This is a genomic window from Monashia sp. HAY1-5C (genome assembly GCF_056755255.1).
Genome location: NZ_JBPGXG010000001.1, coordinates 39,736 through 61,673, shown reverse-complemented (window position 1 = coordinate 61,673; position 21,938 = coordinate 39,736). Strand labels below are relative to the sequence as shown.

General features: G+C 75.1%; 19 protein-coding genes. 15 read left to right on the top strand and 4 right to left on the bottom strand.

Features of this window, described 5'->3' with window-relative positions:
• Nucleotides 1-157 precede the first annotated feature (157 nt).
• The 8 genes from ACR9ZK_RS00285 to ACR9ZK_RS00250 are packed head-to-tail and all read left to right on the top strand — an operon-like array spanning nt 158 to nt 9,444.
• Nucleotides 158-1,789 (top strand): carbamoyltransferase family protein, encoded by a 1,632-nt coding sequence (locus tag ACR9ZK_RS00285; protein ID WP_481338804.1) that lies wholly within the window; start codon nt 158-160, stop codon nt 1,787-1,789.
• Nucleotides 1,786-3,321, top strand: a complete 1,536-nt coding sequence (locus ACR9ZK_RS00280) for an HAD-IIIA family hydrolase (protein ID WP_481338802.1) — start codon at nt 1,786-1,788, stop codon at nt 3,319-3,321. The genes ACR9ZK_RS00285 and ACR9ZK_RS00280 overlap by 4 nt, the downstream gene beginning before the upstream one ends.
• Nucleotides 3,318-4,448, top strand: a complete 1,131-nt coding sequence (locus ACR9ZK_RS00275) for a glycosyltransferase family 9 protein (protein ID WP_481338800.1) — start codon at nt 3,318-3,320, stop codon at nt 4,446-4,448. The genes ACR9ZK_RS00280 and ACR9ZK_RS00275 overlap by 4 nt, the downstream gene beginning before the upstream one ends.
• Entirely contained in the window at nt 4,445-5,644 is a 1,200-nt protein-coding gene (locus ACR9ZK_RS00270; RefSeq protein ID WP_481338798.1) for a glycosyltransferase, read from the top strand. Before ACR9ZK_RS00275 ends, ACR9ZK_RS00270 begins: the two co-directional genes overlap by 4 nt.
• Nucleotides 5,641-6,300, top strand: a complete 660-nt coding sequence (locus ACR9ZK_RS00265; protein ID WP_481338796.1) for a D-sedoheptulose-7-phosphate isomerase — start codon at nt 5,641-5,643, stop codon at nt 6,298-6,300. Before ACR9ZK_RS00270 ends, ACR9ZK_RS00265 begins: the two co-directional genes overlap by 4 nt.
• A complete protein-coding gene (locus ACR9ZK_RS00260) occupies nt 6,297-7,748 on the top strand; it encodes a PfkB family carbohydrate kinase (RefSeq protein WP_481338794.1) in 1,452 nt (483 codons plus the stop codon). The genes ACR9ZK_RS00265 and ACR9ZK_RS00260 overlap by 4 nt, the downstream gene beginning before the upstream one ends.
• A complete protein-coding gene (locus tag ACR9ZK_RS00255) occupies nt 7,745-8,455 on the top strand; it encodes an SDR family oxidoreductase (protein WP_481338792.1) in 711 nt (236 codons plus the stop codon). The genes ACR9ZK_RS00260 and ACR9ZK_RS00255 overlap by 4 nt, the downstream gene beginning before the upstream one ends.
• On the top strand, nt 8,452-9,444 hold the full coding sequence (locus ACR9ZK_RS00250) for a glycosyltransferase family 9 protein (RefSeq protein ID WP_481338790.1): 993 nt from the start codon (nt 8,452-8,454) through the stop codon (nt 9,442-9,444). Before ACR9ZK_RS00255 ends, ACR9ZK_RS00250 begins: the two co-directional genes overlap by 4 nt.
• Here ACR9ZK_RS00250 and ACR9ZK_RS00245 read toward each other — a convergent pair.
• A complete protein-coding gene (locus ACR9ZK_RS00245; RefSeq protein ID WP_481338788.1) occupies nt 9,402-10,436 on the bottom strand; it encodes a UDP-glucuronic acid decarboxylase family protein in 1,035 nt (344 codons plus the stop codon). The genes ACR9ZK_RS00250 and ACR9ZK_RS00245 overlap by 43 nt on opposite strands.
• A gap of 113 nt (nt 10,437-10,549) precedes the next feature.
• Here ACR9ZK_RS00245 and ACR9ZK_RS00240 point away from each other — a divergent pair, with 113 nt between their 5' ends.
• Nucleotides 10,550-11,980 (top strand): aminotransferase class I/II-fold pyridoxal phosphate-dependent enzyme, encoded by a 1,431-nt coding sequence (locus ACR9ZK_RS00240; protein WP_481338786.1) that lies wholly within the window; start codon nt 10,550-10,552, stop codon nt 11,978-11,980.
• A 368-nt stretch (nt 11,981-12,348) separates the two neighbouring features.
• On the opposite strand, the gene ACR9ZK_RS00235 is transcribed toward ACR9ZK_RS00240, so the two are convergent.
• Genes ACR9ZK_RS00235 through gntA form a run of 3 tightly spaced genes read right to left on the bottom strand, consistent with a single transcriptional unit; the run spans nt 12,349 to nt 14,512 of the window.
• Nucleotides 12,349-13,080 (bottom strand): alpha/beta fold hydrolase, encoded by a 732-nt coding sequence (locus ACR9ZK_RS00235; protein ID WP_481338784.1) that lies wholly within the window; start codon nt 13,078-13,080, stop codon nt 12,349-12,351.
• Nucleotides 13,077-13,745: a DUF1989 domain-containing protein gene (locus ACR9ZK_RS00230; RefSeq protein WP_481338782.1), complete on the bottom strand. Its 669-nt coding sequence runs from the start codon at nt 13,743-13,745 to the stop codon at nt 13,077-13,079. The genes ACR9ZK_RS00235 and ACR9ZK_RS00230 overlap by 4 nt, the downstream gene beginning before the upstream one ends.
• Nucleotides 13,742-14,512, bottom strand: coding sequence for a guanitoxin biosynthesis heme-dependent pre-guanitoxin N-hydroxylase GntA (gene gntA / locus ACR9ZK_RS00225; RefSeq protein ID WP_481338780.1), 771 nt, complete (start codon nt 14,510-14,512; stop codon nt 13,742-13,744). The genes ACR9ZK_RS00230 and gntA overlap by 4 nt, the downstream gene beginning before the upstream one ends.
• A gap of 167 nt (nt 14,513-14,679) precedes the next feature.
• Here gntA and ACR9ZK_RS00220 point away from each other — a divergent pair, with 167 nt between their 5' ends.
• The 6 genes from ACR9ZK_RS00220 to ACR9ZK_RS00195 all read left to right on the top strand — a co-directional run bounded on the left by ACR9ZK_RS00220 (nt 14,680) and on the right by ACR9ZK_RS00195 (nt 21,930).
• Nucleotides 14,680-15,717, top strand: a complete 1,038-nt coding sequence (locus ACR9ZK_RS00220) for a glycosyltransferase family 2 protein (RefSeq protein ID WP_481338778.1) — start codon at nt 14,680-14,682, stop codon at nt 15,715-15,717.
• A gap of 75 nt (nt 15,718-15,792) precedes the next feature.
• Nucleotides 15,793-18,168: a molybdopterin oxidoreductase family protein gene (locus ACR9ZK_RS00215; protein ID WP_481338776.1), complete on the top strand. Its 2,376-nt coding sequence runs from the start codon at nt 15,793-15,795 to the stop codon at nt 18,166-18,168.
• Complete coding sequence (locus tag ACR9ZK_RS00210) at nt 18,165-18,647, top strand: hypothetical protein (protein ID WP_481338774.1); 483 nt, start codon at nt 18,165-18,167, stop codon at nt 18,645-18,647. Before ACR9ZK_RS00215 ends, ACR9ZK_RS00210 begins: the two co-directional genes overlap by 4 nt.
• 40 nt (nt 18,648-18,687) lie before the next feature.
• Nucleotides 18,688-19,764 (top strand): NAD-dependent epimerase/dehydratase family protein, encoded by a 1,077-nt coding sequence (locus ACR9ZK_RS00205; protein ID WP_481338772.1) that lies wholly within the window; start codon nt 18,688-18,690, stop codon nt 19,762-19,764.
• A gap of 109 nt (nt 19,765-19,873) precedes the next feature.
• Nucleotides 19,874-21,481: a phytoene desaturase family protein gene (locus ACR9ZK_RS00200; protein ID WP_481338770.1), complete on the top strand. Its 1,608-nt coding sequence runs from the start codon at nt 19,874-19,876 to the stop codon at nt 21,479-21,481.
• Complete coding sequence (locus ACR9ZK_RS00195) at nt 21,478-21,930, top strand: SRPBCC family protein (RefSeq protein WP_481338768.1); 453 nt, start codon at nt 21,478-21,480, stop codon at nt 21,928-21,930. The genes ACR9ZK_RS00200 and ACR9ZK_RS00195 overlap by 4 nt, the downstream gene beginning before the upstream one ends.
• Nucleotides 21,931-21,938: the final 8 nt, after the last annotated feature.

Below are 21,938 nucleotides of genomic sequence, written 5' to 3'. Positions count from 1 at the left end.
CCCGGCCGCCCGGACGGGGCACGCAGACAGGGCATTTCACGCGCCGAGGAGCACTTCTCCGACGCCGAGCCGTTTGACGGGCGGAGAAGTGGGCATCGCCTCGCAGAGGGGCCCGTTCCCGCTCCGTCCAGCAGGCACCCACGGCATCGGAGGACTCGTGAAGGTTCTCGGCGTCAATGCGCTGTTCCACGACCCTGCGGCCGCGCTCGTCGTCGACGGGGTCACGGTCGCGGCCCTCGAGAAGGAGCGGCTCACGCGCCGCAAGCACGGGCACCGCCCCGTGCCGTTCGCCGCCTGGGAGCTGCCCGAGCTGGCCGCCCGGTGGTGCCTCGAGCGGGCGGGCCTGGAGGCGTCCGACCTCGACGCGGTGGCCTACTCCTACGACCCTCGGCTGGCCGAGCCCGCCGACCAGCTGGGCCTCGACGACCCGTGGGACCACCTGCGCCAGACGTACGCACGACACGCCCCGGGCTTCATCGCCTCGGCTCTGCCCGGCCTCGACCCCGCGTCCGTGCGGTTCGTCCCGCACCACGTCGCCCATGCGGCGTCGGCAGCCCTCGCCTCGCCCGGACCCGACACCGACGTCCTCGTGCTCGACGGGCGCGGCGAACGCGCCAGCCACCTCGCCGGATCCTACACCGGGGGCGTGCTGGAGACCCTTGCGGCACAACGGCTTCCGCACTCGCTCGGCCTCCTCTACGAGGAGGTCACCGATCACCTCGGGTTCCTCCGCAGCAGTGACGAGTACAAGGTGATGGCCCTGGCGTCCTACGGGACCCCCCAGTTCGCCGACGAGCTGCGCCGGGCCGTGGTCGCGTCGGCGGACGGCGGCTTCCGCACCGACCCGGTCGAGTGGGCAGCGCTGGCCAAGCGTCGCGCCGCGCACGACCCGTGGACGCAGGACCACGCGGACCTGGCCGCCAGCGTGCAGCAGCGTCTCGAGGAGGTGCTGCTCGAGCTCGTCCACTGGCTGCACGAGCGCACCGGTTCGCGACGGCTCGCCCTCGCCGGCGGTGTCGCCCTCAACTGCGTGGCCAACACCCGGCTGCACGCCGACGGCCCCTACGAGGACATCTGGGTGCAGCCCGCGGCCGGGGACGCCGGGACGGCCCTCGGGGCCGCGCTGACCGTCGCCACCGACGGCGGCGACCGGTGCACGCCGATGCCCGGTGCCGACCTCGGGCGCGAGTGGACCGATGCCGAGCTCGAACAGGTGCTGCGCACGGCGCGCCTGCCCTACGAGCGGGCGGGCGACGTGGCGCAGGCGGCGGCCGCCTGCCTCGCCGCCGACGGCGTCGTCGCCTGGTTCCAGGGCCGCAGCGAGTACGGGCCGCGAGCTCTCGGTCACCGGTCGCTGCTCGCCCACCCCGGTCGGGCCGAGAACCTCGAGCGCCTCAACGACGTCAAGGGACGCGAGCAGTTCCGGCCCGTCGCCCCGATGGTCCTGCTCGAACGGGCGAACGAGATCTTCGGGCGCGGGCCCGTGCCGTCGCCGTACATGCTCTTCGTCCACGACGTCGCGCCGCCGTGGCGCGACCGCATCCCGGCCGTCGTCCACGTCGACGGGACCGCCCGGGTGCAGACGGTGGACCCTGTCCAGGAGCCGCTCGTGGCCCGGATGCTGTCGGCCTTCGAGCAGCGCACCGGCCTGCCCGTCGTCGTCAACACGAGTCTCAACACCGCCGGGCGGCCGATGGTCGACAGCCCTCGTGACGCCCTGGAGTGCTTCGGCTCCGCTCCCGTCGACCTGCTCACCCTCGGACCGTTCGTCGTCAGGAGGCCGGCGTGACCGCAACCGCTGCCGTGGCCGGGCGCCCCGACGCCGTCGTCGCGCCGACGACGATCGTCGTGCCGACCGTCGGCCGCGCCTGCCTCGTCACGCTCCTCGAGCGCCTGGCCGGGCAGTCGACGCACGTCACGGCCCCCGTCCTCGTCGTCGACGACAGCGGCCGGGGCACCGGCGGCCTGCCCGGGTGGCTCGAGGAGCTGCCCTACGCGACGACGGTGCTGCGCAGTGGTGGACGCGGACCCGCGGCGGCCCGCAACCTCGGCTGGCGCCATGCCCGGACGGGGTGGGTGTCGTTCCTCGACGACGACGTGCTGCCCGGGCAGGACTGGTACGCGGACCTGCTCGTCGACCTGGGCGACGCGCCCTCCGAGGTCGTGGGCAGCCAGGGACGGCTGTCCGTGCCGCTTCCGGTGGACCGTCGCCCCACCGACTGGGAGCGGTCGACCGGGGGGCTCGAGGGCGCCCGCTGGATCACGGCCGACCTGTCCTACCGTCGTTCGGCCCTCGTCGCGGTGGGCGGCTTCGACGAGCGGTTCCCGCGCGCCTACCGAGAGGACGTCGACCTCGGACTGCGCGTCAGCGCCGCCGGTGGGCGCATCGAGTGGGGGCGTCGCCGCGTCGAGCACCCGGTCCGTCCCGCGGACGCCTGGGTCAGCGTCCGTCGCCAGGCCGGCAACGCCGACGACGCGCTGATGCGCCGGCTGCACGGGTCCGACTGGCGCGCGCGGGCGCACGCCCCGCGGGGGCGGCTGCGGCTGCACGCGGTCACGGTCGCCACCGCCGTGGTGGCGGCGGGAGCGGTGGCGACGAGGCACCGACGCGCCGGGGGGGTCGCCGCGCTCGCCTGGGCAGGGCTGACGGCACAGCTCACCCTCGCCCGGGTGCTGCCCGGTCCACGGGACACCTCTGAGATCGGCGCGATGCTCGCCACGAGCGCGGTCATCCCGTTCGCGGCCGTCGTCCACAGCGCTCGTGGCCACCTGCGTCATCGGCGCGCCACGCCGTGGACCGGACCGCCGGACCTCGTCCTGCTCGACCGTGACGGGACGATCGTCCACGACGTGCCCTACAACGCCGACCCCGCCGCGGTGCGACCGTTCGAGGGCGCACGGGAGTCCCTGGACCGCCTGCGCGGCAACGGGATCCGCGTCGGCGTCGTGACCAACCAGTCGGGCGTGGGCCGTGGTCTGATCTCACCGGCACAGCTGGACGCCGTCAACCGGCGCGTGTCCGACCTGCTCGGCCCGTTCGACGTGTGGTGCCAGTGCCTGCACGCTCCGGAGGAGGGCTGTGGATGCCGCAAGCCGAGCCCGCAGCTCGTCCTCGAGGCCTGTGACCGGCTCGGCGTCGACCCTTCGCGGACCGTCCTCGTCGGCGACATCGGCTCGGACGTCACAGCCGCCGAGAGGGCCGGGGCCCACGGCGTCCTCGTCCCGAACGGCGCAACCCGGCCCGAGGAGGTGGCCGCCGCCCGGCGGGTCGGGCGTGACCTCGGCACGGTCGTCGACGACCTCCTGGGAGGACGCTGGTGACCCACTCTCTCGTCGTGCGCCTCGACAGCGCCGGAGACGTGCTCCTCGCGGGGCCCGCCGTCCGGGCCGTCGCCGCGGGCAGCCACCGGGTGACCCTGCTCTGCGGGCCCCGGGGTGCCGACGCGGCACGCCTGCTGCCCGGCGTCGACGCCGTCGTGACGTGGCGCTGCCCCTGGGTCGACCCGAGCCCCGAGGCGGTCGGCGCCGAGGACGTGGGCCGGATCGTCTCGACGCTGCGCGACCTGGCGCCGGACCGTGCCCTGGTGCTCACGTCGTTCCACCAGTCGGCCCTGCCGACGGCACTCGTCCTGCGCCTGGCCGGTATCCCCTGGGTCGGGGCCGCCAGCGAGGACTACCCCGGCAGCCTCCTGGACCTGCGACACCACGTGCCGACGCGGGTGCACGAGGTGGAGCGCGCCCTGTCGCTGGTCCGGGCTGCCGGGCACGAGCTGCCCCCCGGTGACGACGGACGCCTGGCCGTGCGCCCGCAGGCACGCCGGTGGCTGCCCTGGCCCGGCGCGGCGTCCTCGCAGCCACAGCCCTACGTCGCGCTGCACCCGGGCGCGTCGGTGCCGGCGCGCGCCTGGCCCGAGCCCGGCTGGAGGTCCCTGGCCACGGCCCTCGTGGCGCGCGGTCACCACGTCGTCGTGACGGGCGGCCCGGACGAGCGGAGGCTGACGGCGTCGGTGACCGCGGCGGCCCGCGGGTCCGGCGGCGCCCCGGCCGGCCGCGTCCTCGACCTCGGTGGCGCCACCACGCTGCCGGGCCTGGCCGGGGTCCTCGCAGGTGCGTCCGTCGTCGTGGCCGCCAACACCGGTCCGGCGCACCTCGCCGCCGCGGTGGGCACGCCCGTCGTGTCGCTCTTCGCCCCGACCGTGCCGTTCGAGTGCTGGCGGCCCTGGGGCGTGCCGGTCGTCGCCCTCGGCCGGGGCGATGCCCCCTGCCGCGACAGCCGCGCCACGACCTGCCCCGTGCCGGGGCACCCGTGCCTGTCCACCGTCACGGCCGAGGAGGTCGTGACGGCCGTCGAGTCCCTGCTGCCGCGCGCCGGCACGCAACCCGTCGAGCCCGAGCAGGGTCGCCAACCCGAGGCCTGCGCCCGCCCAGTCCCAGGAGGTGTCACATGAGGATCGCGATGGTGTCCGAGCACGCCAACCCCCTCGCCGTGCTCGGGGGCGCGGACGCGGGCGGCCAGAACGTGCACGTCGGTGCCCTGGCGGGGCAGCTGGCTGCCCGCGGGCACGACGTCACGGTCTACAGCCGGTGGACGGCCGCGGACGTGCCGACCCGCGTCACGACGGCCGAGGGGTACGTCGTCGAGCACGTGCCGGTCGGACCTCCCGAGGACGTCCCCAAGGACGACCTGCTGCAGTACATGCCGGCGTTCGCGCGCTACCTCGAGGCTCGGTGGTCCGAGCAGCCCGTCGACATCGTGCACGCCCACTTCTGGATGAGCGGGGTCGCGAGCACGCGGGCCGCCCGCCGGGTCGGGGTCCCGGTCGTGCAGACCTTCCACGCGCTCGGCACGGTCAAGCGGCGCCAGCAGGGCGTCCGTGACACCAGCCCACCCGAGCGCCTGGGCCTGGAGCGGCGGCTGTGCCGGGACGTCGACCACGTCGTCGCCACGTGCACCGACGAGGTGGACGAGCTACGCGCCATGGGCCTGCCCGCGCGGCGGGCGACCGTCGTCCCGTGCGGCGTCGACACCGACCTGTTCCGGCCGCTCGCGGTCGGGGACGGCGCCGGCCCCCGGCTGCTGTCCATCGGCCGCCTCGTCGAGCGCAAGGGCGTCGGCAACGTCATCGAGGCCCTCGCGTCCCTGCCCGGCGTGGACCTCGTCGTCGCGGGCGGGCCGGACCCCGCCCGGCTCGACACGGACCCGGAGGTGCGCCGCCTGCGCGAGGTGGCCGGACGCGTCGGTGTCGCGGAGCGCGTCCGCTTCCTCGGCGGCGTCGGCCGCGCCGAGGTGCCCCGGCTGATGAACGAGGCCGACGTCGTCGTGGCGGTGCCATGGTACGAGCCGTTCGGCATCGTGCCCGTCGAGGCCATGGCGTGCGGGCGACCGGTCGTCGGTTCGGCCGTCGGTGGGCTCCTCGACACCGTCCTGCCGGGGGTGACCGGCGAGCTCGTGCCGCCGCGGCGGCCCGACGAGGTCGCCGCAGCCGTCCACCGCCTGCTCGGGGACCCCGAGCGCCGGGCGGCGTACGGCCGGGCCGGCCGCGACCGGGCCCTCGCCCTCTACCGCTGGTCCTGCGTGGCCGAGGCCACGGAGGAGGTCTACGGCCGGCTCGTCGCCGCCGCGACCCGGGCGGTGGCGCCGTGACCGGCGCCCCGGACCCGCGTCGGGGCGCCGCGGCGACCTCCGTCACGCCGTGCGACCACGCCCACCTCGACGCCCTCGTCACCGCGGCCCGCGCCTTCGAGCCGTGCGTCGACCTCGCCGACCGGTGGGGACGCACGCTCGCGACGGTCCTCGACCGCGGGGGTCGGTTGCTCGCCGCCGGCAACGGCGGCAGCGCCGCCCAGGCGCAGCACCTCACCGCCGAGCTCGTCGGCAGGTACCGCCTCGACCGGCGGCCCTTCTCGGCCATCTGCCTGAGTGCCGAGACGTCGAGCCTCACGGCGATCTGCAACGACTACCCGGGCGAGGAGCTGTTCGCGCGGCAGGTCGAGGCCCACGCCCGGGAGGGTGACGTGCTCGTCCTGCTCTCCACGAGCGGCCGCAGCCCGAACGTCGTCGAGGCCGCGCGTCGTGGCCGCGAGTGCGGCGCCACCGTCTGGGCCCTGACGGGTCCGGCGCCCAACCCCCTCGCCGCGGTCGCCCACGAGGCGCTCGCCGTCGACGCCGAGTACACCGCCACCGTCCAGGAGCTGCACCTCGTCGCCGTGCACATCCTCTGCGCCGGCCTCGACCGCGCGCTCGGCGTGCACCCGGCGCGCACGACCGAGGACGTGCCTGCCGTGCGGAGGCCGGCATGAAGGGTCCGCTCGTCGTCGTCGGTGACGCCCTGCTCGACGTCGACCTCGACGGTCGCGCCGACCGGCTGTGTCCGGACGCCCCGGTGCCCGTCCTCGACGAGCTCGTCGAACGGGCGCGGCCCGGGGGTGCGGGGATGGCGGCGGCGCTGGCCCGCGCGGACGGCGCGGACGTCGTCCTGGTGAGCGCGCTCGGCGACGACGCGTCCGCGGCCCGCGTGCGCGAGCTGCTGCACGGCGTCGAGGTCATCGCCCTCCCCGCGCGGGGTGCGACCCCGGTCAAGCGACGCGTGCGCGCGGAGGGACAGTCCCTGGTGCGCCTCGACACCGGTGGGCCGCCCGGCGGGGTGGGCCCGGCGCCGGCGCGCGCGCTGGACGCGGTCCGTGGGGCGGGCGCCGTCCTCGTCGCGGACTACGGTCGGGGCACCGTCGAGGCCGAGGGCCTGAGGGACGCGCTCGGTTCGGCCGCAGGGGACGTGCCCGTCACGTGGGACCCCCACCCGCGCGGCGGTGAGCCGGTCCGGGGCGCGCGCCTCGTCACCCCCAACGAGGACGAGGCGGCCGTGCTGGCCGCCCGGCGGGGGTTCGAGGTCGAGGGGCCCCGGCACTCGCTCGTCAGCATCCGGCGCCGTGCCGAGGCCCTGGCCCGCGTGTGGCGGGCGCGGGCCGTCGCCGTGACGCTGGGGGACCGCGGAGCCCTGCTGACCTACGGCGCGGGCACGCCCGTGCTCGTGCCGCCCCCCGACGTCCGGTGCATCGACCCGTGCGGGGCCGGCGACCGGCTCGCGGTGTCGGCTGCGCTGGCGCTGGGGGAGGGCCGGGTCATCGCGGAGGCCGTGGGCGACGGCGTCCGTCGGGCCGCGGAGTTCGTCGCCGCCGGTGGGCCCGCCGCGCTCGACTCCGACGCCGGACGCTCCCGGTGGTCGGTGCCGGAGACCGGAGGAGGACCCGCGACCACCCGCCGCCCGGTGGTCGTGGCCACCGGCGGCTGCTTCGACCTGCTGCACGCCGGCCACGTCGAGACGCTGCGCGCGGCCCGGGCCCTCGGCGACCGGCTCGTCGTGTGCCTCAACTCGGACGCGTCGGTGCGCCGGCTCAAGGGGCCCGGTCGTCCGATCGTGCCCGCGAGCGACCGGGCGCAGGTGCTCCTGGCACTCGAGTTCGTCGACGAGGTGGTGCTGTTCGACGAGGACACCCCGGTCGAGGTCCTGCGCCGCCTCCGCCCGGACATCTGGACCAAGGGCGGCGACTACGCGGGTGCGGACGTGCCCGAGCTCGCCGTCCTCGAGGAGTGGGACGGGCAGGCGGTCGTCCTGCCGTACGTCGAGGGCCGTTCGACGACGGCCCTCGTCGAGGCGGCGGCCGGCCGGTCCGGCTCCCAACACGCCGTGGGAGCGAGCGCCGCCGCGGCCGCAAAGACCGTTGGAACCGACGAAGGGACAGACACATGACGACCTCGACACCCGGGACCGTCCTCGTCACCGGCGCCGCCTCGGGCCTGGGCGCCGCCGTCGCCCGCGCCGTGGCGGCGGAGGGCGGGAGGCCGCTCGTGCTGGACCGGCGTGCCCCCGACGCCGACGTGGTCGGCGTCCCCGACTCGGACCTCGAGGTCGTCGACCTCGCCGACGCGCGCGCCGCCGAAGCGGCCGTGCGCCGGCTCGTGGACCGCGCCGGCGGCGTGGATGCGGTCGTGACGTGTGCCGGCACGGACGCGTGCGGGCGGTTCGACGAGGTGGACGGGGCCGACTGGGACCGGGTCGTCCACGTCAACCTCATCGGCACGGCCGCCGTCGTCCGCGCCGCGCTCCCGTCCCTGCTCGAGCGCGGGGGACGCGTCGTCACCGTCGCCTCGACGCTGGGCCTGCGGGTGCTCAGCGACGCGACCGCCTACTGCGCCTCCAAGTTCGGCGTCATCGGCTTCTCCCGCGCCCTCGCGGTCGAGACGCAGGGACGGATCGGGGTCACGACGCTGGTGCCCGGAGGCATGCACACCGCCTTCTTCGACGGCCGGCCCGAGCAGTACCGTCCGGGCCCCGACGCCAAGCTCAACCGGCCCGAGGACGTCGCCGCCACCGTGCTGTTCGCGTTGCGCCAGCCACGTGGCTGCGAGGTGCGCGAGCTCGTCGTCACGCCGTCGGTCGAGGGCTCCTGGCCGTGACGCCGCGGGCGCTGGTCCTGCGCGCCCTCGGTCTCGGCGACGTGCTGACCGCGGTGCCGGCCCTCCGGGCGGTGCGGCGGGGGCTGCCCGACCACGAGCTCGTCCTCGCGGCACCTGCGGGCATCGGGGCGCTCGTCACCGGTGGTGGGCTCGTCGACCGGGTCCTGCCCACCGAGGGTCTCGGACCCCTCGCGTGGCAGGGTCCGGCGCCCGAGGTGGCCGTCGACCTCCACGGCTCGGGTCCGCAGAGCCATCTCGCGCTCGCGTCCCTGCGGCCGGGCCGGCTCGTCGGGTACGCCTGCGCGGAGGTGGGGGTCGACGGCCCGGCCTGGGTCGACGACGAGCACGAGGTCCGCCGGTGGTGCCGCCTCGTCGCCGACGCGGGCTGGCCGGCCGACCCGGACGAGCTGCACCTGCCGCCGGCGGACGTCGCCAACCCGGCCCCCGGGGTGGTCGTCGTCCACCCGGGCGCGGCCTACCCGTCTCGCCGCTGGCCCGCGGAACGCTTTGCGGCCGTAGCGGACTGGCTCCGCACGGAGGGACACGACGTCGTCGTCACGGGCTCCGCCGAGGAGGTCGCGCTCGCCCGTGAGGTCGCCGAGGCGGCCGGCCTGCCGGGCAGCTGCGTGCTGGCGGGGCGCACGGACCTACCGGCCCTGTCGGCACTCGTCGCCGGCGCCGAGCTCGTGGTCTGCGGCGACACCGGCGTCGCCCACCTGGCCTCGGCGCACCGCACGCCGTCCGTCGTCGTCTTCGGCCCGGTGGCGCCGGCCCTGTGGGGGCCACCCGCCGCAGGCCCGCACACCGTCGTGTGGCGCGGCGGCACGCGGGAGGCGCGTGGTGGCCGAGGAGACCCTCACGGGATCGAGCTTGATGCCGCGTTGGTGGCCACCGACGTCGCCGACGTCATCGACGCCGTGCGGGATCGCCTGCAGGACACCGGTGCTCAGGATCCCACGTGGGGTGCCGCCACACTGCGGAGGTGGTGAGCCGGCGGGTGGGTCTCGACCCGCAGGCGGTCCCGGAACCAGTCGATGGTGCGGCGCAGGCCCTCCTCGATGCCGACGGTCGGACGCCAGCCGAGCAGCTGCTCGGCCCGTGAGGTGTCGGGCCGTCGCACCCGAGGGTCGTCCTCGGGCAGGTCCACGAACCGGATGCGCGAGCGGGAACCCGTCAAGCGGCGCACCGTCTCGGCGAGCTCGAGGACCGTCACCTCGTCCTGCCCGCCGAGGTTGACCGGTCCGGGATGGTCGCTCTCGGCGAGCGCGCACAGGCCGTCGGTCGTGTCCGTGACGTAGCACAGCGACCTCGTCTGGCTGCCGTCGCCGGCCACCGTGATCGGCTCGCCGCGCAGCGCCTGGGTCGTGAACGAGGGGATCATCCGCCCGTCGTCGGTGCGCATCCCCGGCCCGTAGGTGTTGAAGATGCGCGCGATGGCGGTGTCGACGCCGCGACTCGTGCGGTAGGCCGTCGTGAGCGCCTCGGCGAACCGCTTGGACTCGTCGTAGACGCTGCGTGGACCGATGGGGTTGACGTTGCCCCAGTACGTCTCCGGCTGCGGGTGCACGAGTGGGTCGCCGTACACCTCCGACGTCGACGCGAGGACGAAACGCGCCCCGCGGGCCTGCGCCAGGTCGAGGGCGTGCATGGTGCCCTGGCTCCCGACGAGCATCGTCTCGACGGGCAGCGCGGCGTAGTGCACCGGGGAGGCGGGGGAGGCCAGGTGCATGACGAGGTCCACCTCGCCCGGTACGTCGAGGACGTGCGTGACGTCGGCGTCGAGGAACGTGAACCCCTCGTGCGCGGACAGCTCCTCGACGACCGAGCGCGAGCCGGTCAGGAGGTTGTCGACCGCGACGACCTCCCAGCCCCGACCGAGCAGGCGGCGACAGAGCCACCCGCCGAGGAAGCCGGCCCCGCCCGTGACGACGGCGCGCCGCGCAGCGGGCCTCGCGGGCGTCCGGTCCGGGTCGTGGTCCACGGCGGCGGGGTACCCGGCCGGTCCGCCACCAAACGCTTCGGACCGCGGGCCCTCGCGCGTTCGTGCGTGGTGGCACCCGAGTGGAGCGGGCTGCCTGGGGGTAGGGCTACGACATGGACGTCGACCAGACCAGGGCCCCGGTGCTCGAGACGATCGAGCACCTCCGCGCCATCGACACATACACCTTCTCCCTGCCGGGCCACCGGTTCGGGGCGGGCGTCGACGAGGGCACGGCCCGCGTCCTGTCACGTGACACGTTCGGCGCGGACGTCATCATGGCCAAGTCCTCCGTGGGGGAGGCCGAGGAGCTCTACGCCGCGGCCGTCGGGGCCAGGCAGGCCGTCTTCACGACGTGCGGCTCGAGCATCTCGATCCACGTCGGGCTGCTGACCGTCACCGGTCCGGGCCGCACCGTCGTCGTCGACCGCAACGTCCACAAGTCCGTCGTCGCCTCGCTCATCCTGTCCGGCGCGAACCCGGTGTGGCTCGAGCCGGCCTGGGACGAGGAGCGGCAGGTGGCCCACCCGGCCACGACGGCCGCCGTGGAACAGGCCCTGCGGGACCACCCCGAGGCCACGGCGGTGCTGCTCATCACGCCCACCGAGTACGGCACCGGGGCCGACGTCGCGGGCGTCGCCGACCTGTGCCACGAGCGCGGCATCCCCCTCATGGTCGACGAGGCCTGGGGCGGGCACTTCGGGTTCCACCCGGACCCGCCGACCGCTGCGGTCAAGGCCGGCGCGGACCTGTCCGTCCAGAGCCTCCACAAGGCCGACGGCGGGCTGTGCCAGGCGTCGATGATCCTCGTCGGCGGCGACATCGTCGACCCGGTCGACCTGCGCCTGCGGCTCGACCTCATCACGACGACGAGCCCCTCGGCCCTCGTCTACGGCTCCATCGACGGGTGGCGCCGCCACCTGGCCCTCGAGGGCAAGGAGCTCATCGACGGCGCGCTGCAGCTGGCCTCCGAGCTGCGCCGTCGGCTCGGGAAGGTCGACGGGCTGCGGGTCGACGACGAGCGCCTCCTGGACGTCGAGGGCGTCCACGAGTGGGACCCGCTCAAGCTCTGCGTCGACGTCAGCGGCCTCGGCATCACCGGCTACACCGCCAAGACGTGGCTGCGGGAGGAGCGACAGATCGCGGCACAGCTGGGCGACGCGCGCCGGCTCGTCTTCTCGCTCACCTACGCCGACGACCAGGCGGCGGCGGACCGGCTCGTCTCGGCGATGGAGGCGCTGGCCGCCGACCCGCCGGTCGGGCAGGCGCCTGCCCCGCAGATCCCGCCGCTCGAGCAGCTGCAGCTCGAGCAGGTCATGAGCCCCCGTGACGCCTTCTTCGCCGAGACCGAGCAGGTGTCCGACCCGGCCGGACGCGTCAGTGCCGAGATGGTCAGCCCCTACCCGCCCGGTGTGCCGACGGTCCTGCCGGGCGAGCGCTGGACCGAGCCGGTCGTCACCTACCTGCGGGCGGCCAAGGCGGCCGGCGCGACGATCCCGGACGCGTCGGACCCCGAGCTGGCGACGTTCCGCGTCGTCCGCGAATGACCGGTCGCGCGTAGACCCTCAGCGGACCCGCCACGGCGGTTCGCGTCGTCTCGCGGCCTCGGAGTGGGGTAACGGTCCTGTGAGGGAGGGCCGGGGGCCCTCTCCAGCGACAGGAGGACCCATGCCCTCGCCTCAGGCGGCCCGACGTGACGCGGGGCTTCGACCCTCGAGCGGCCCCGGGCCTGCGTCGACGCCCCTGCCGGGTCCCAGCAGGGGCGTCGCCGACATCGTGGCAGCCGCCTGCGTCACGCCGCGCCCGCTGTGGCCGCCTCTGCCCGGCGTCGCGGTGTGTGTGCCGCGCACGGAGCCCGCACCGACCTTCCGACCGGCGCCGTCGCCCTTCAACCAGCAGGGGCGGCGGCGCCTCCTCACATCGGGGGGCCGGCGTGCGCGACGCCGCCCAGGAGCAGCGTCGCGAGCTGGGCGGCGTGCGTCCACGGGTTGTTGTGCGACCCGCCCAGGACGCGGACCCTGACGTCGGGGGAGCGGACCGCGCGCCCGCGCAGCAGCTCGAGCCACTCGACGGGCGCGAACGCGTCGTGCCGCCCCGCGGTGAGCACGAGCGGCAGGCGGAGGCCGGCGACACCGTCCTCCGGCCGGTCCCGCTGCCCCGAGCGCACGAGTGCGAGGAGGTCACGCGGCCCGGCGCGCAGCAGCTCACGGGGGTCCAGCTGCCACGGTCCGTCGTGGCGGTAGGCGAGGGGGACACGGGCGAGCACGCCCGGCAGGGTGCGTTGTCCCGGCGCGAACGTCGGCCCGGCGAGCACGACGGTGACGTCGTCGCGTGACGCCTGTACCTCCAGCCCCGCCACGAGCGCGGCCTGCGCGCCCGTCGAGTGCCCGACGAGGACGACCGGTCGGGCGGTCCCGTGGTGCACGAGCCAGGAGGCGGCGGCGCGCCCCACGTCCCGGACGTCGGGGGCCGTCGTGCGCGGACCCGGCGAGCCGTAGCCGGGCAGGTCGAGGACGACGGCGGATGCACCACGTCGTTCGACCTCGCGAACGAGGCGACGCACGTAGTGGGTCAGCCCGAGCCCGGGCACGACGACGACGAGCGGTCCGCACGCCGTGCCCTCGAGCGGGGGCGGCGGTGGCGTCATGCCGCGTCGGAGCCGGCCAGCACCACGCGGAAGTCGATCGGCTTGCACGTGCCGTTGTTCGACTTCTCGGCCGAGCACGCCGTGAGACCGACGACGAGGTCGGCCTCCGCCCGCAGCGTGATCCGGTCGCCGGGGCGCGAGGTGGGTGGGTCGATGTGCAGCGTGCCGTCGCGTTCGGTCCACACGTTCATGAAGATGTTGAGCGTCGTGGAGATCGTGTCGGGCCTGACCCCGAAGGCCGCCATCGACGTCGCGAGGTTCTCGAAACAGCTCGGGTGGGAGGCGCCCTGCAGGTCGGGGTAGAGGATGTCGAAGGTCTGCTGCGAGCACGGCGTCAGGAGGATGTCGTGCCGCCCGCACGTGTCCTCCTCGACCACGGCCATCGGTCGGCTGCGGTTGCTGTAGAGGACGGTGCCCGTCGTCACCGCGACCGAGTTGGCGTAGTCGATGGTGCGGCCGGAGGAGAACCACTCGCCGAGGGTGTCGGCCATGACGCAGAAGAAGTCGCTCACCTGCTCGCCGACAGGGTCCGCGACGGTGAGACGGGCGCCGGCGGGCAGCAGGAAGGCGACCCCGGTCTGCGGGTCTAGGCGCTCGAATCCGTCTGCGGCAGAGGCGATCCCAGGTGCTCGGCTGCTGCTGGTGCTGGTGGCGCTCTCGGTCATGAAGCGGTGTCCTCCTCGTGGGTCTCGGCGAGCCGGACGTCGAGTGGCGGGACCCACCCGGGGCCATGGAACCGCCCCGAGTACTGTCGGGCCTCGCTGGACTCGCCGTGGTCGGCGACCATGGGGTTGATGCTGCCCTGCAGTGTCTCGTCCCGGGCGCGGATCCGCGAGCGCATCCCCTCGTACCGGCCCTCGTCGCGCAGCTGCTCGAACTGCTCGTGGGGGTTGAACACGACCGTGGGCAGTGGCGCACGCCGGGCCACGCGGGAGGCGGCGGGGTGCAGCCCGACGACGAAGTAGGCCGTCCCGCGGACGCTGAAGGCGAAGTGCGGGTCGGCGGGATCGGAGCCGACGCCGTCGGCCCACGGCGCGTCGTCGGCGTCGTGCAGGCGCTGGAGCAGTCCGAACAGGGATCGCTCGAACGCTGCCTCGTCGCGGTGCACGGGAGCCCGGAACGAGGCGATGAAGGAGTGGAAGCCGTCGGTGGGAACCTCGTCGTCGGCGAAGACCTCGAGGTGTCGCAGCAGGACGTCGGCCGTCTCGGGCTCGTCCATGTCGTCGAGGACGAGGTGCAGCATGCCCCGTCGGCGGAACACCGACTTCGCTCCGAGACAGGGGTACTCGGCGTGGGTGACCATCTGCTCGACGGCGCGTCGCACGTCGCGCCCGGGCCGGCGTCGCAGGTCCAGGTCGGCGAGCGCGGCCAGCGTCGCCTCCAGATCGCCTCCGGAGGGGGCACCGGATGGTGGCGGGTGGGTCGTCGTCATGGGGCCTCCTCTCGGTCGGGCGTGTGGCGGGGACGTACCCGCAGACGGGGTCCGCAGACGCGGCGCCGGCCGGAGAGGGCTGTCGCCCGGACCGTTTCGGTCCCCGGCGCCGGGGTAGTGCGGCGGTCGTGGACGGGCGTGGAGGCCACCCGACGGGGCCTGTCGACGTGGAGGTGGTCGTCCCGCTGCGCTGGCCGGACGGCGGTCGTCCCGGCCTGCGCCGGGCGACCGAGATGGGTGCCTACCTCGCGTCGCTGCTCACGGCGACCCCCCACGTCACCGTCGTCGACGGCAGTGCGCCGGAGCAGTTCCGGCGCCATCGCGCGACCTGGCCGAGTGGGGTGCGCCACGTCCGTCCCGAACCGGCGGAGGCGTGGCGTCCCGTCCCCGCCGGGGAGCCGGGGTCCGCCGCGGACCGGCCGGTCAACGGCAAGGTCCTCGGCGCCATGACCGGCATCCGGATGTCCCGCTGCGAGCGCGTGGTCATCGCCGACGACGACGTCCGCCTCACCGTGGACGACCTCGCCGCGCTGGCGCACCGGCTCGAGGACTGCGACCTCGTCAAGCCGGTCAACGTCTTCGACCGGTGGCCGTGGCACGCCTGCTGGGACGGCGCGCGCACGCTGCTCAACACCGCCCTGGCCGACGACTGGCCCGGTGTGTTCGGACTGCGCCGCTCGACGGTCCTCGCAGCCGGTGGGTGGAGCCCCGAGGTGCTCTTCGAGAACCTCGAGCTCTGGCGCACGATGCAGGCCCACGGGGCCCGCACCAGGTCGGCCACCGACATCGTCGTCCGGCGGCTGCCGCCGACGGCGGCACACTTCCGGGCCCAGCGGGTGCGCCAGGCCTATGACGACCTCGCCCAGCCCGGACGCCTCGCGGCAGAGCTCCTCGTGCTGCCGGCCGTCGTCGTGGGGGCACGACGCGGACGTCGCCCCCTGCTCCTCGGCGCCCTGGCCTCCGTCGTCCTCGCCGAGGTCGGGCGCCGCCGCATCGGGCGTCACCACGTGCCGGCGCTCGTCCCGCTCGCCGCCCCGCTCTGGCTGCTCGAGCGCGGCGTGTGCGTCTGGCTCGCCGTCGGCACCAGGGTCCGGGGCGGCGTCCGGTACCACGGACGCCGGCTGCCCACCGCGGCACACTCGCTGCGCCGGTTGACCGAGCGCGCCGCGGAGGCCCGGGTGATCGCCACGACCGCGGGTGGGTAGGGGGCCCGCGACGGATGGGCCGCCGGGCCCGCGCCCTGCCGCTCGCCGACGGCCCGAGCTCCCGAGGAGGACGACATGCCTGCCCAGGACCGCATCACCGACGTCTGGGGGGACCGGACACCGTACCCGCGCGGCGGCCGCTGGCCGGAGCGGGTCGACACGCACCTGGCCGAGGGCGTGCAGGACCAGGACGTCGAGCGCTGGGTGCGCACGGCGTCGACGCTGCACTCCAACGGTGACGCCTTCGACCTGGCCGTGCGCGCGGGCGCCGTCGTCGGCGTCCGCGGACGGGCCGACGACCGCGTCAACCGCGGACGGCTCGGGCCCAAGGACCTGTACGGCTGGCAGGCCATCCAGTCCCCGGACCGCCTGACTCGTCCGCTCCTGCGCCGCGACGGACGCCTCGTCGAGTGCTCGTGGGACGAGGCGATGGAGGCCGTCGTGGGCCGGACGCGCGAGCTGCTCGACGAGCAGGGACCGAGCGCCATCGGCTTCTACACGACCGGGCAGCTCTACCTCGAGGAGTACTACGCGCTGGCGCTCGTCGCGCACGGAGGCATCCGCACCAACCACGTCGACGGCAACACCCGCCTGTGCACGGCCACCGCCGCGGAGGCGCTCAAGGAGTCCTTCGGCTGCGACGGGCAGCCCGGGTCCTACACCGACGTCGACCACGCCGACACGATCGCGCTCTTCGGGCACAACGTCGCCGAGACGCAGACCGTGCTGTGGATGCGCATCCTCGACCGGCTCGCCGGCGAGGACCCGCCGAGGCTCCTCTGCGTGGACCCGCGGCGCACACCGGTGGCGCAGGCCGCGACGGTCCACCTGGCCCCGCGCCCGGGCACCAACGTCGCGCTGATGAATGCGCTGCTCCACGAGATCATCGAGCAGGGGTACGTCGACGAGGCGTGGGTCGCGGCGCACACGGTCGGCTACGAGGACCTCGCCACGACGGTCGAGCGCTACTCGCCGGACGTCGTCAGCACGATCTGCGACGTGCCCGCCGAGGACATCAGGGCGGCGGCCCGGCTGCTCGGCGAGGCCGAGGCGCTGCTGTCGACGGTGCTTCAGGGCTTCTACCAGTCGCACCAGGCCACCGCGGCGGCGGTGCAGGTCAACAACGTGCACCTGCTGCGCGGGATGCTCGGTCGTCCGGGATGCGGCATCCTGCAGATGAACGGACAGCCGACGGCCGAGAACACCCGCGAGTGCGGTGCCGACGGCGACATGGCCGGCTTCCGCAACTGGAGCAACCCGGACCACGTCGCCGACCTGGCCCGCGTGTGGAACCTCGAGCCGAAGAAGATCCCGCACGCCACCCCACCGACCCACGCGATGCAGATCATGCGGTACGTCGAGGACGGGTCGATCCGCCTGCTGTGGGTGTCGGGCACCAACCCGGTCGTCTCGATGCCCGAGCTCGACCGGATGCGCTCGATCCTGTCCCAGGAGCGGCTGTTCCTCGTCGTCCAGGACATCTTCCTCAGCGAGACCGCCCAGCTGGCCGACGTCGTGCTGCCCGCGGCGGCGTCGGGGGAGAAGACCGGCACCTTCACGAACGCCGACCGGACCGTGCACCTGTCCGAGAAGGCCGTCGAGCCGCCGGGCGAGGCGCGGCCGGACCTCGACATCTTCGTCGACTTCGCGACGCGGATGGGGTTGGAGGACAAGGACGGTGGGCCCCTCGTCACGTTCCGGACACCGGAGGAGGCGTTCGACGCGTGGCGTGAGTGCAGCCGCGGCCGTCCGTGCGACTACAGCGCCCTGACCTACGACCGGCTCCGCGGTGGTGGCATCCAGTGGCCGTGCACGGAGGAGAGCCCCGACGGGACCGAGCGACTGTACGCCGGCGGCGTCTTCTGGGCCGGCCCGGACGAGTGCGAGTCCTACGGCCGCGACCTGGAGACGGGGGCGCCGATGGAGGCCCAGGAGTACCGGGCCCTCAACCCGTACGGCCGGGCCGTCGTCAAGGCGGCCGAGTACCGCCCGCCGCACGAGATGCCGGACGAGGACCACCCGCTCCAGCTCATCACGGGGCGCACGGTCTACCACTTCCACACGCGGACGCGGACGGCCCGGGCCCCCGAGCTCCAGGCGGCCGCACCCGAGGTGTGGGTCGAGCTGTCCGACGTCGACGCGTCGGCGCTCGGTGTGGCCGACGGTGACCTCGCGGAGGTCCGCACCGCGCGCGGAGCGGTGCGGGCACGGGCCAGGGTGGGCGGCATCCGTCCGGGCGTCGTCTTCCTGCCCTTCCACTACGGGTACTGGGACACGCCCGAGGGGTGGCGGCCCGGGGAGCACGGCCGGGCGGCCAACGAGCTCACGCGCACCGACTGGGACCCGGCGTCCAAGCAGCCCCTGTTCAAGACGGCGGCGTGCGTGGTCAGCAGGGTCGAGGGTGAGGCGGCCGCGGCGGGCCACGCCGCGAGGGAAGGAGTGGTCCGATGAGGATCGGGACGGTCCTGAAGGACCTGCACCACGACGAGAACGAGCTGGTCCGCGCCCTGCTGCGCCTGTCCGACGAGCACCGTGTGGACCACGAGGTCTACCACGTCGCGCGTGACCTCGCGGAGTGGTCCAGCCGCCACGTCCGTCAGATCGCCACGGCCGCAGAGGAGTTCGGCGAGAACCTGGACCCGGCACCGGACGGGACGCCGACCATCGTGGACCAGGCCAGGCGTTGGATGTCCGCGCGGGCCGGACGCTCGTCGGCCACCGAGCTGGTCATGGTCCGCGACCTGCGCGACGTGTACCTCCGCGCGTCGGGCGTCCTCGCCGACTGGGAGATGATCGGCCAGGCCGCCCAGGCGATCGTGCACGACGGCCTCATGGAGCTGGCGGCACGTTGCGGTGCCGAGGCCAAGCGCCAGGCGCAGTGGGCCAACGCCAAGATCAAGGAGTGCTCCACCCAGGCGCTGGTCGTATGAGCGCCTCGGTGCCGCACGAGGCCCGGGTGCGGCAGCAGCCGTGAGCCGGGTCGTCGTCACGGGGGCCACCGGCAACATCGGCAGCGCCGTCGTGCGCGCGCTGCAGGGCCGCGGCCACGACGTCGTGGGTCTGGCGCGTCGTCCACCGGCCCGGACGACGGCGGCGACGCCACCGGTCACCTGGGAGACGGCCGACCTCGACCACCCGCAGTGCGAGCCGCTCCTGCGCTCACTCGTGGCCCACGCCGACGCGGTCGTGCACCTCGCCTGGGCCTTCCAGCCGATGCGGCGCCCGCGCTACCTCGCGCGCGCCTGCGTCGGCGTGCTCGACCTCGTGGCGCGGACCACCTTGGCGCACAGCGACGCCCGGTTCGTGCACGTGTCGTCGGTCGCGGCCTACTCCCCACGGCGCACCGAGGAGCTCGTCGACGAGGACTGGCCCCGCGACGGCATCCCCGGCGCGACCTACAGCCGGCTCAAGGTCGAGGCCGAGCGCGCCCTCGCGGCGCGGACCGGTCAGTGGCACGCTGCCGGTCGCGTCGCCGTCCTGCGGCCGTGCCTCGTGGGCCAGTACGACGCCGGCGGTCCGATGCTGCGATGCGGTGCGCCGGCGTGGCTGCCCGGCGGGCTGCTGCGGCACGTTCCCGTGGTGCCCGTGGACGAGCGGTTCGGCCTGCAGATGGTCCATGCCGACGACGTCGCCGACGCCGTGTTGCGCGTCGTCGAGCAGCGCGCCCACGGGTCCTACAACCTCGCCGCAGACGGGCTCGTGCGCGGAGCGGACGTCGCGGCCGCGCTGCGGGCCCGGCCCGTGCGGGTCAGGCAGGAGGTCGCCCGCTCGGCCGTCGCCGCGGCGTGGCACGCGCACCTGCACCCTCTCGACCCCGGCTGGGTCGACATGGCGCTGCAGGCGCCGTGGGTCGACACCCGCCGGGCGCGCGATGCGCTGGGCTGGCGGCCGCTGCACTCCGGCGTCGACGTCCTCGGCGAGCTGCTCCGGGGGATGGCCGACGGCGCCGGCGGGTGCCGCTCCGGTGCCCTGCGCCCCAGGAGCGTCCTGGACGGCGTGCGACGCGGGCTCGTGAACGGCCCGGTCTCGCGGCGCGCGCTCACCTGACCGGCGCCTGCGCGTCGGCGCCTGCGCGTCGGCGCCTGCGCGTCGGTGGCGACGTTTTCGTCGCGGCCGTGACGGGTAGAGGCGAGGCAAGGCGACGAGAGGAGAGCGCGTGACGACGACCGTGGCGGCGACCGACGCCGTCGTCATCGGCAGCGGCCCCAACGGGCTCGTGGCTGCCAACCTGCTCGCCGACGCGGGCTGGTCCGTCGTCGTGCTCGAGGAGCAGGACACACCCGGCGGTGCCGTCCGCAGCGACGACACCGTCGCGCCCGGCTACGTCCACGACACGTTCAGCTCGTTCTACCCGCTCGCAGTCGGTTCGCCGACGATCCGCGGTCTCGAGCTCGAGCAGCACGGGTTGCAGTGGGTCCACGCGCCGTCCGTCGTCGGCCACTCCTTCCCGGACGGCCGCTGGGCCGTGCTGTACCGCGACCGTGAGCAGACCGCTGCCGCACTCGAGGAGGACGCATCCGGTGACGGGGACGCGTGGCTCGAGCTGTGCCGCACGTGGGACCGCGTCGGCGAGGACCTCGTGCGGTCGCTCATGACGCCGTTCCCCCCGGTCCGCGGAGGACTCGGCTTCGGCGCCCGCGCCCTCCGCAACGGCGGGTTCGAGCTGTTCCGCCGGCTGCTCATGCCCGCTCGCGCCCTGACCGAGCAGCTGTTCCGTGGCGAGGCCGCCAGCCTCCTCGTCGCCGGCAACGCCACCCATGCCGACATCGGGATGGAGTCGCCGGGGTCGGGAACGATGGGCCTGCTGCTCGTCCTCCTCGGCCAGACGGTGGGGTTCCCGGTCCCGGAGGGCGGGGCCGGGCAGCTCTCGGCGGCCATGGTGCGCCGGCTGGAGTCGCGCGGCGGCACCGTCTGCCTCGGGGAGCGCGCCGAGAGCATCAGGGTCGAGGGCGGGCGCGCCGTCGCCGTGCGGACGGGCTCGCGTGAGCTGGCCGCGCGACGCGCGGTCGTCGCCGACGTGTCGGCCCCCGCCCTCTACGGCGGGCTCGTCGCCTGGGACGACCTGCCGGCCCGGCTGCGGCGCCGGATGGCCGGGTTCACGTGGGACCCCTCGACCGTCAAGGTCGACTGGGCGCTCGACGGTCCGGTCCCGTGGCGGGGGGCGCCCGCGGTGGCGCCGGGCACGGTGCACCTCGCGGACTCGCTCGACGAGATCACGCTGACCGGCGCGCAGATCAGCGCCGGCCTCGTCCCGGACCGGCCGTTCCTCCTCGTGGGCCAGATGGCGACGACCGACCCCACCCGCGCCCCCGCGGGAGCCGAGTCGCTGTGGGCCTACACCCATGTTCCGCAACGGACCCACGGCGACGCCGCGTCCGGGTCCGGCGCCTCGCCCGTGCGCGGCGTCTGGGACGACGCCGACCTCGAGGTCTTCGCCGAGCGCGTCGAGGCACGCCTCGAGGAGCGGGCGCCGGGCTTCCGCAGCCGGATCCGTGCCCGGCGTGTTCTCGGCCCCCACGAGCTGGAGTCGCGCAACCGCAACCTCGCCGGGGGTGCGCTCAACGGCGGAACCGCCTCCCTGCACCAGCAGCTCGTCTTCCGCCCCGTGGCGGGTTCCGGCCGCGCCGAGACGCCCGTGGCGGGCCTGTTCCTCGGCTCCGCGTCGGCGCACCCCGGTGGAGGCGTCCACGGCGCCTGCGGGGCCAACGCCGCACGCGCCGCCCTCTGGCACGACCGCATCCGAGCCCCCTGGAGGCGACCATGAGCACCACCAGCCGCGTCATCGCCCGGCCACCCGACGACGTCTTCGACGTGCTGTCCCACGGCTGGAACTACAGCCAGTGGGTCGTCGGGGCCTCCCGCATCCGTGACGTGACGAAGACGTGGCCGGAACCAGGCTCGGAGATCCACCACTCGGTCGGCTCCTGGCCGGTGCTCATCGACGACGTCACCACGGTCCGTCGGTGCGAGCGCCCGCGCCTGCTCGAGCTGACGGTCCGGGCCTGGCCGTCCGGTGAGGGCCGGGTGCTCATCACGCTCGAGCCGGAGGGGGAGGGCACGCTCGTCACGATGGAGGAGCACCCGACGAGGGGCCTGGTGACGTTCCTGCCCAAGGTGCTCGTCGACCCCGTGCTCGACCTGCGCAACCGGGAGGCGCTTGCCCGCCTGGCGCTCCTCGTCGAACGGGCGCGGCAGAGCCCGTACGCGCGCTGACCCGCTCG

Excerpts from the sequence above, each read along its gene's own strand:
- ACR9ZK_RS00270 (WP_481338798.1), top strand. The coding sequence starts at position 4,445 with ATGAGGATCGCGATGGTGTCCGAGCACGCCAACCCCCTCGCCGTGCTC.
- ACR9ZK_RS00260 (WP_481338794.1), top strand. The coding sequence starts at position 6,297 with ATGAAGGGTCCGCTCGTCGTCGTCGGTGACGCCCTGCTCGACGTCGAC.
- ACR9ZK_RS00255 (WP_481338792.1), top strand. The coding sequence starts at position 7,745 with ATGACGACCTCGACACCCGGGACCGTCCTCGTCACCGGCGCCGCCTCG.
- ACR9ZK_RS00240 (WP_481338786.1), top strand. The coding sequence starts at position 10,550 with ATGGACGTCGACCAGACCAGGGCCCCGGTGCTCGAGACGATCGAGCAC.
- ACR9ZK_RS00235 (WP_481338784.1), bottom strand. The coding sequence starts at position 13,080 with ATGACGCCACCGCCGCCCCCGCTCGAGGGCACGGCGTGCGGACCGCTC.
- ACR9ZK_RS00230 (WP_481338782.1), bottom strand. The coding sequence starts at position 13,745 with ATGACCGAGAGCGCCACCAGCACCAGCAGCAGCCGAGCACCTGGGATC.
- gntA (WP_481338780.1), bottom strand. The coding sequence starts at position 14,512 with ATGACGACGACCCACCCGCCACCATCCGGTGCCCCCTCCGGAGGCGAT.
- ACR9ZK_RS00215 (WP_481338776.1), top strand. The coding sequence starts at position 15,793 with ATGCCTGCCCAGGACCGCATCACCGACGTCTGGGGGGACCGGACACCG.
- ACR9ZK_RS00210 (WP_481338774.1), top strand. The coding sequence starts at position 18,165 with ATGAGGATCGGGACGGTCCTGAAGGACCTGCACCACGACGAGAACGAG.
- ACR9ZK_RS00195 (WP_481338768.1), top strand. The coding sequence starts at position 21,478 with ATGAGCACCACCAGCCGCGTCATCGCCCGGCCACCCGACGACGTCTTC.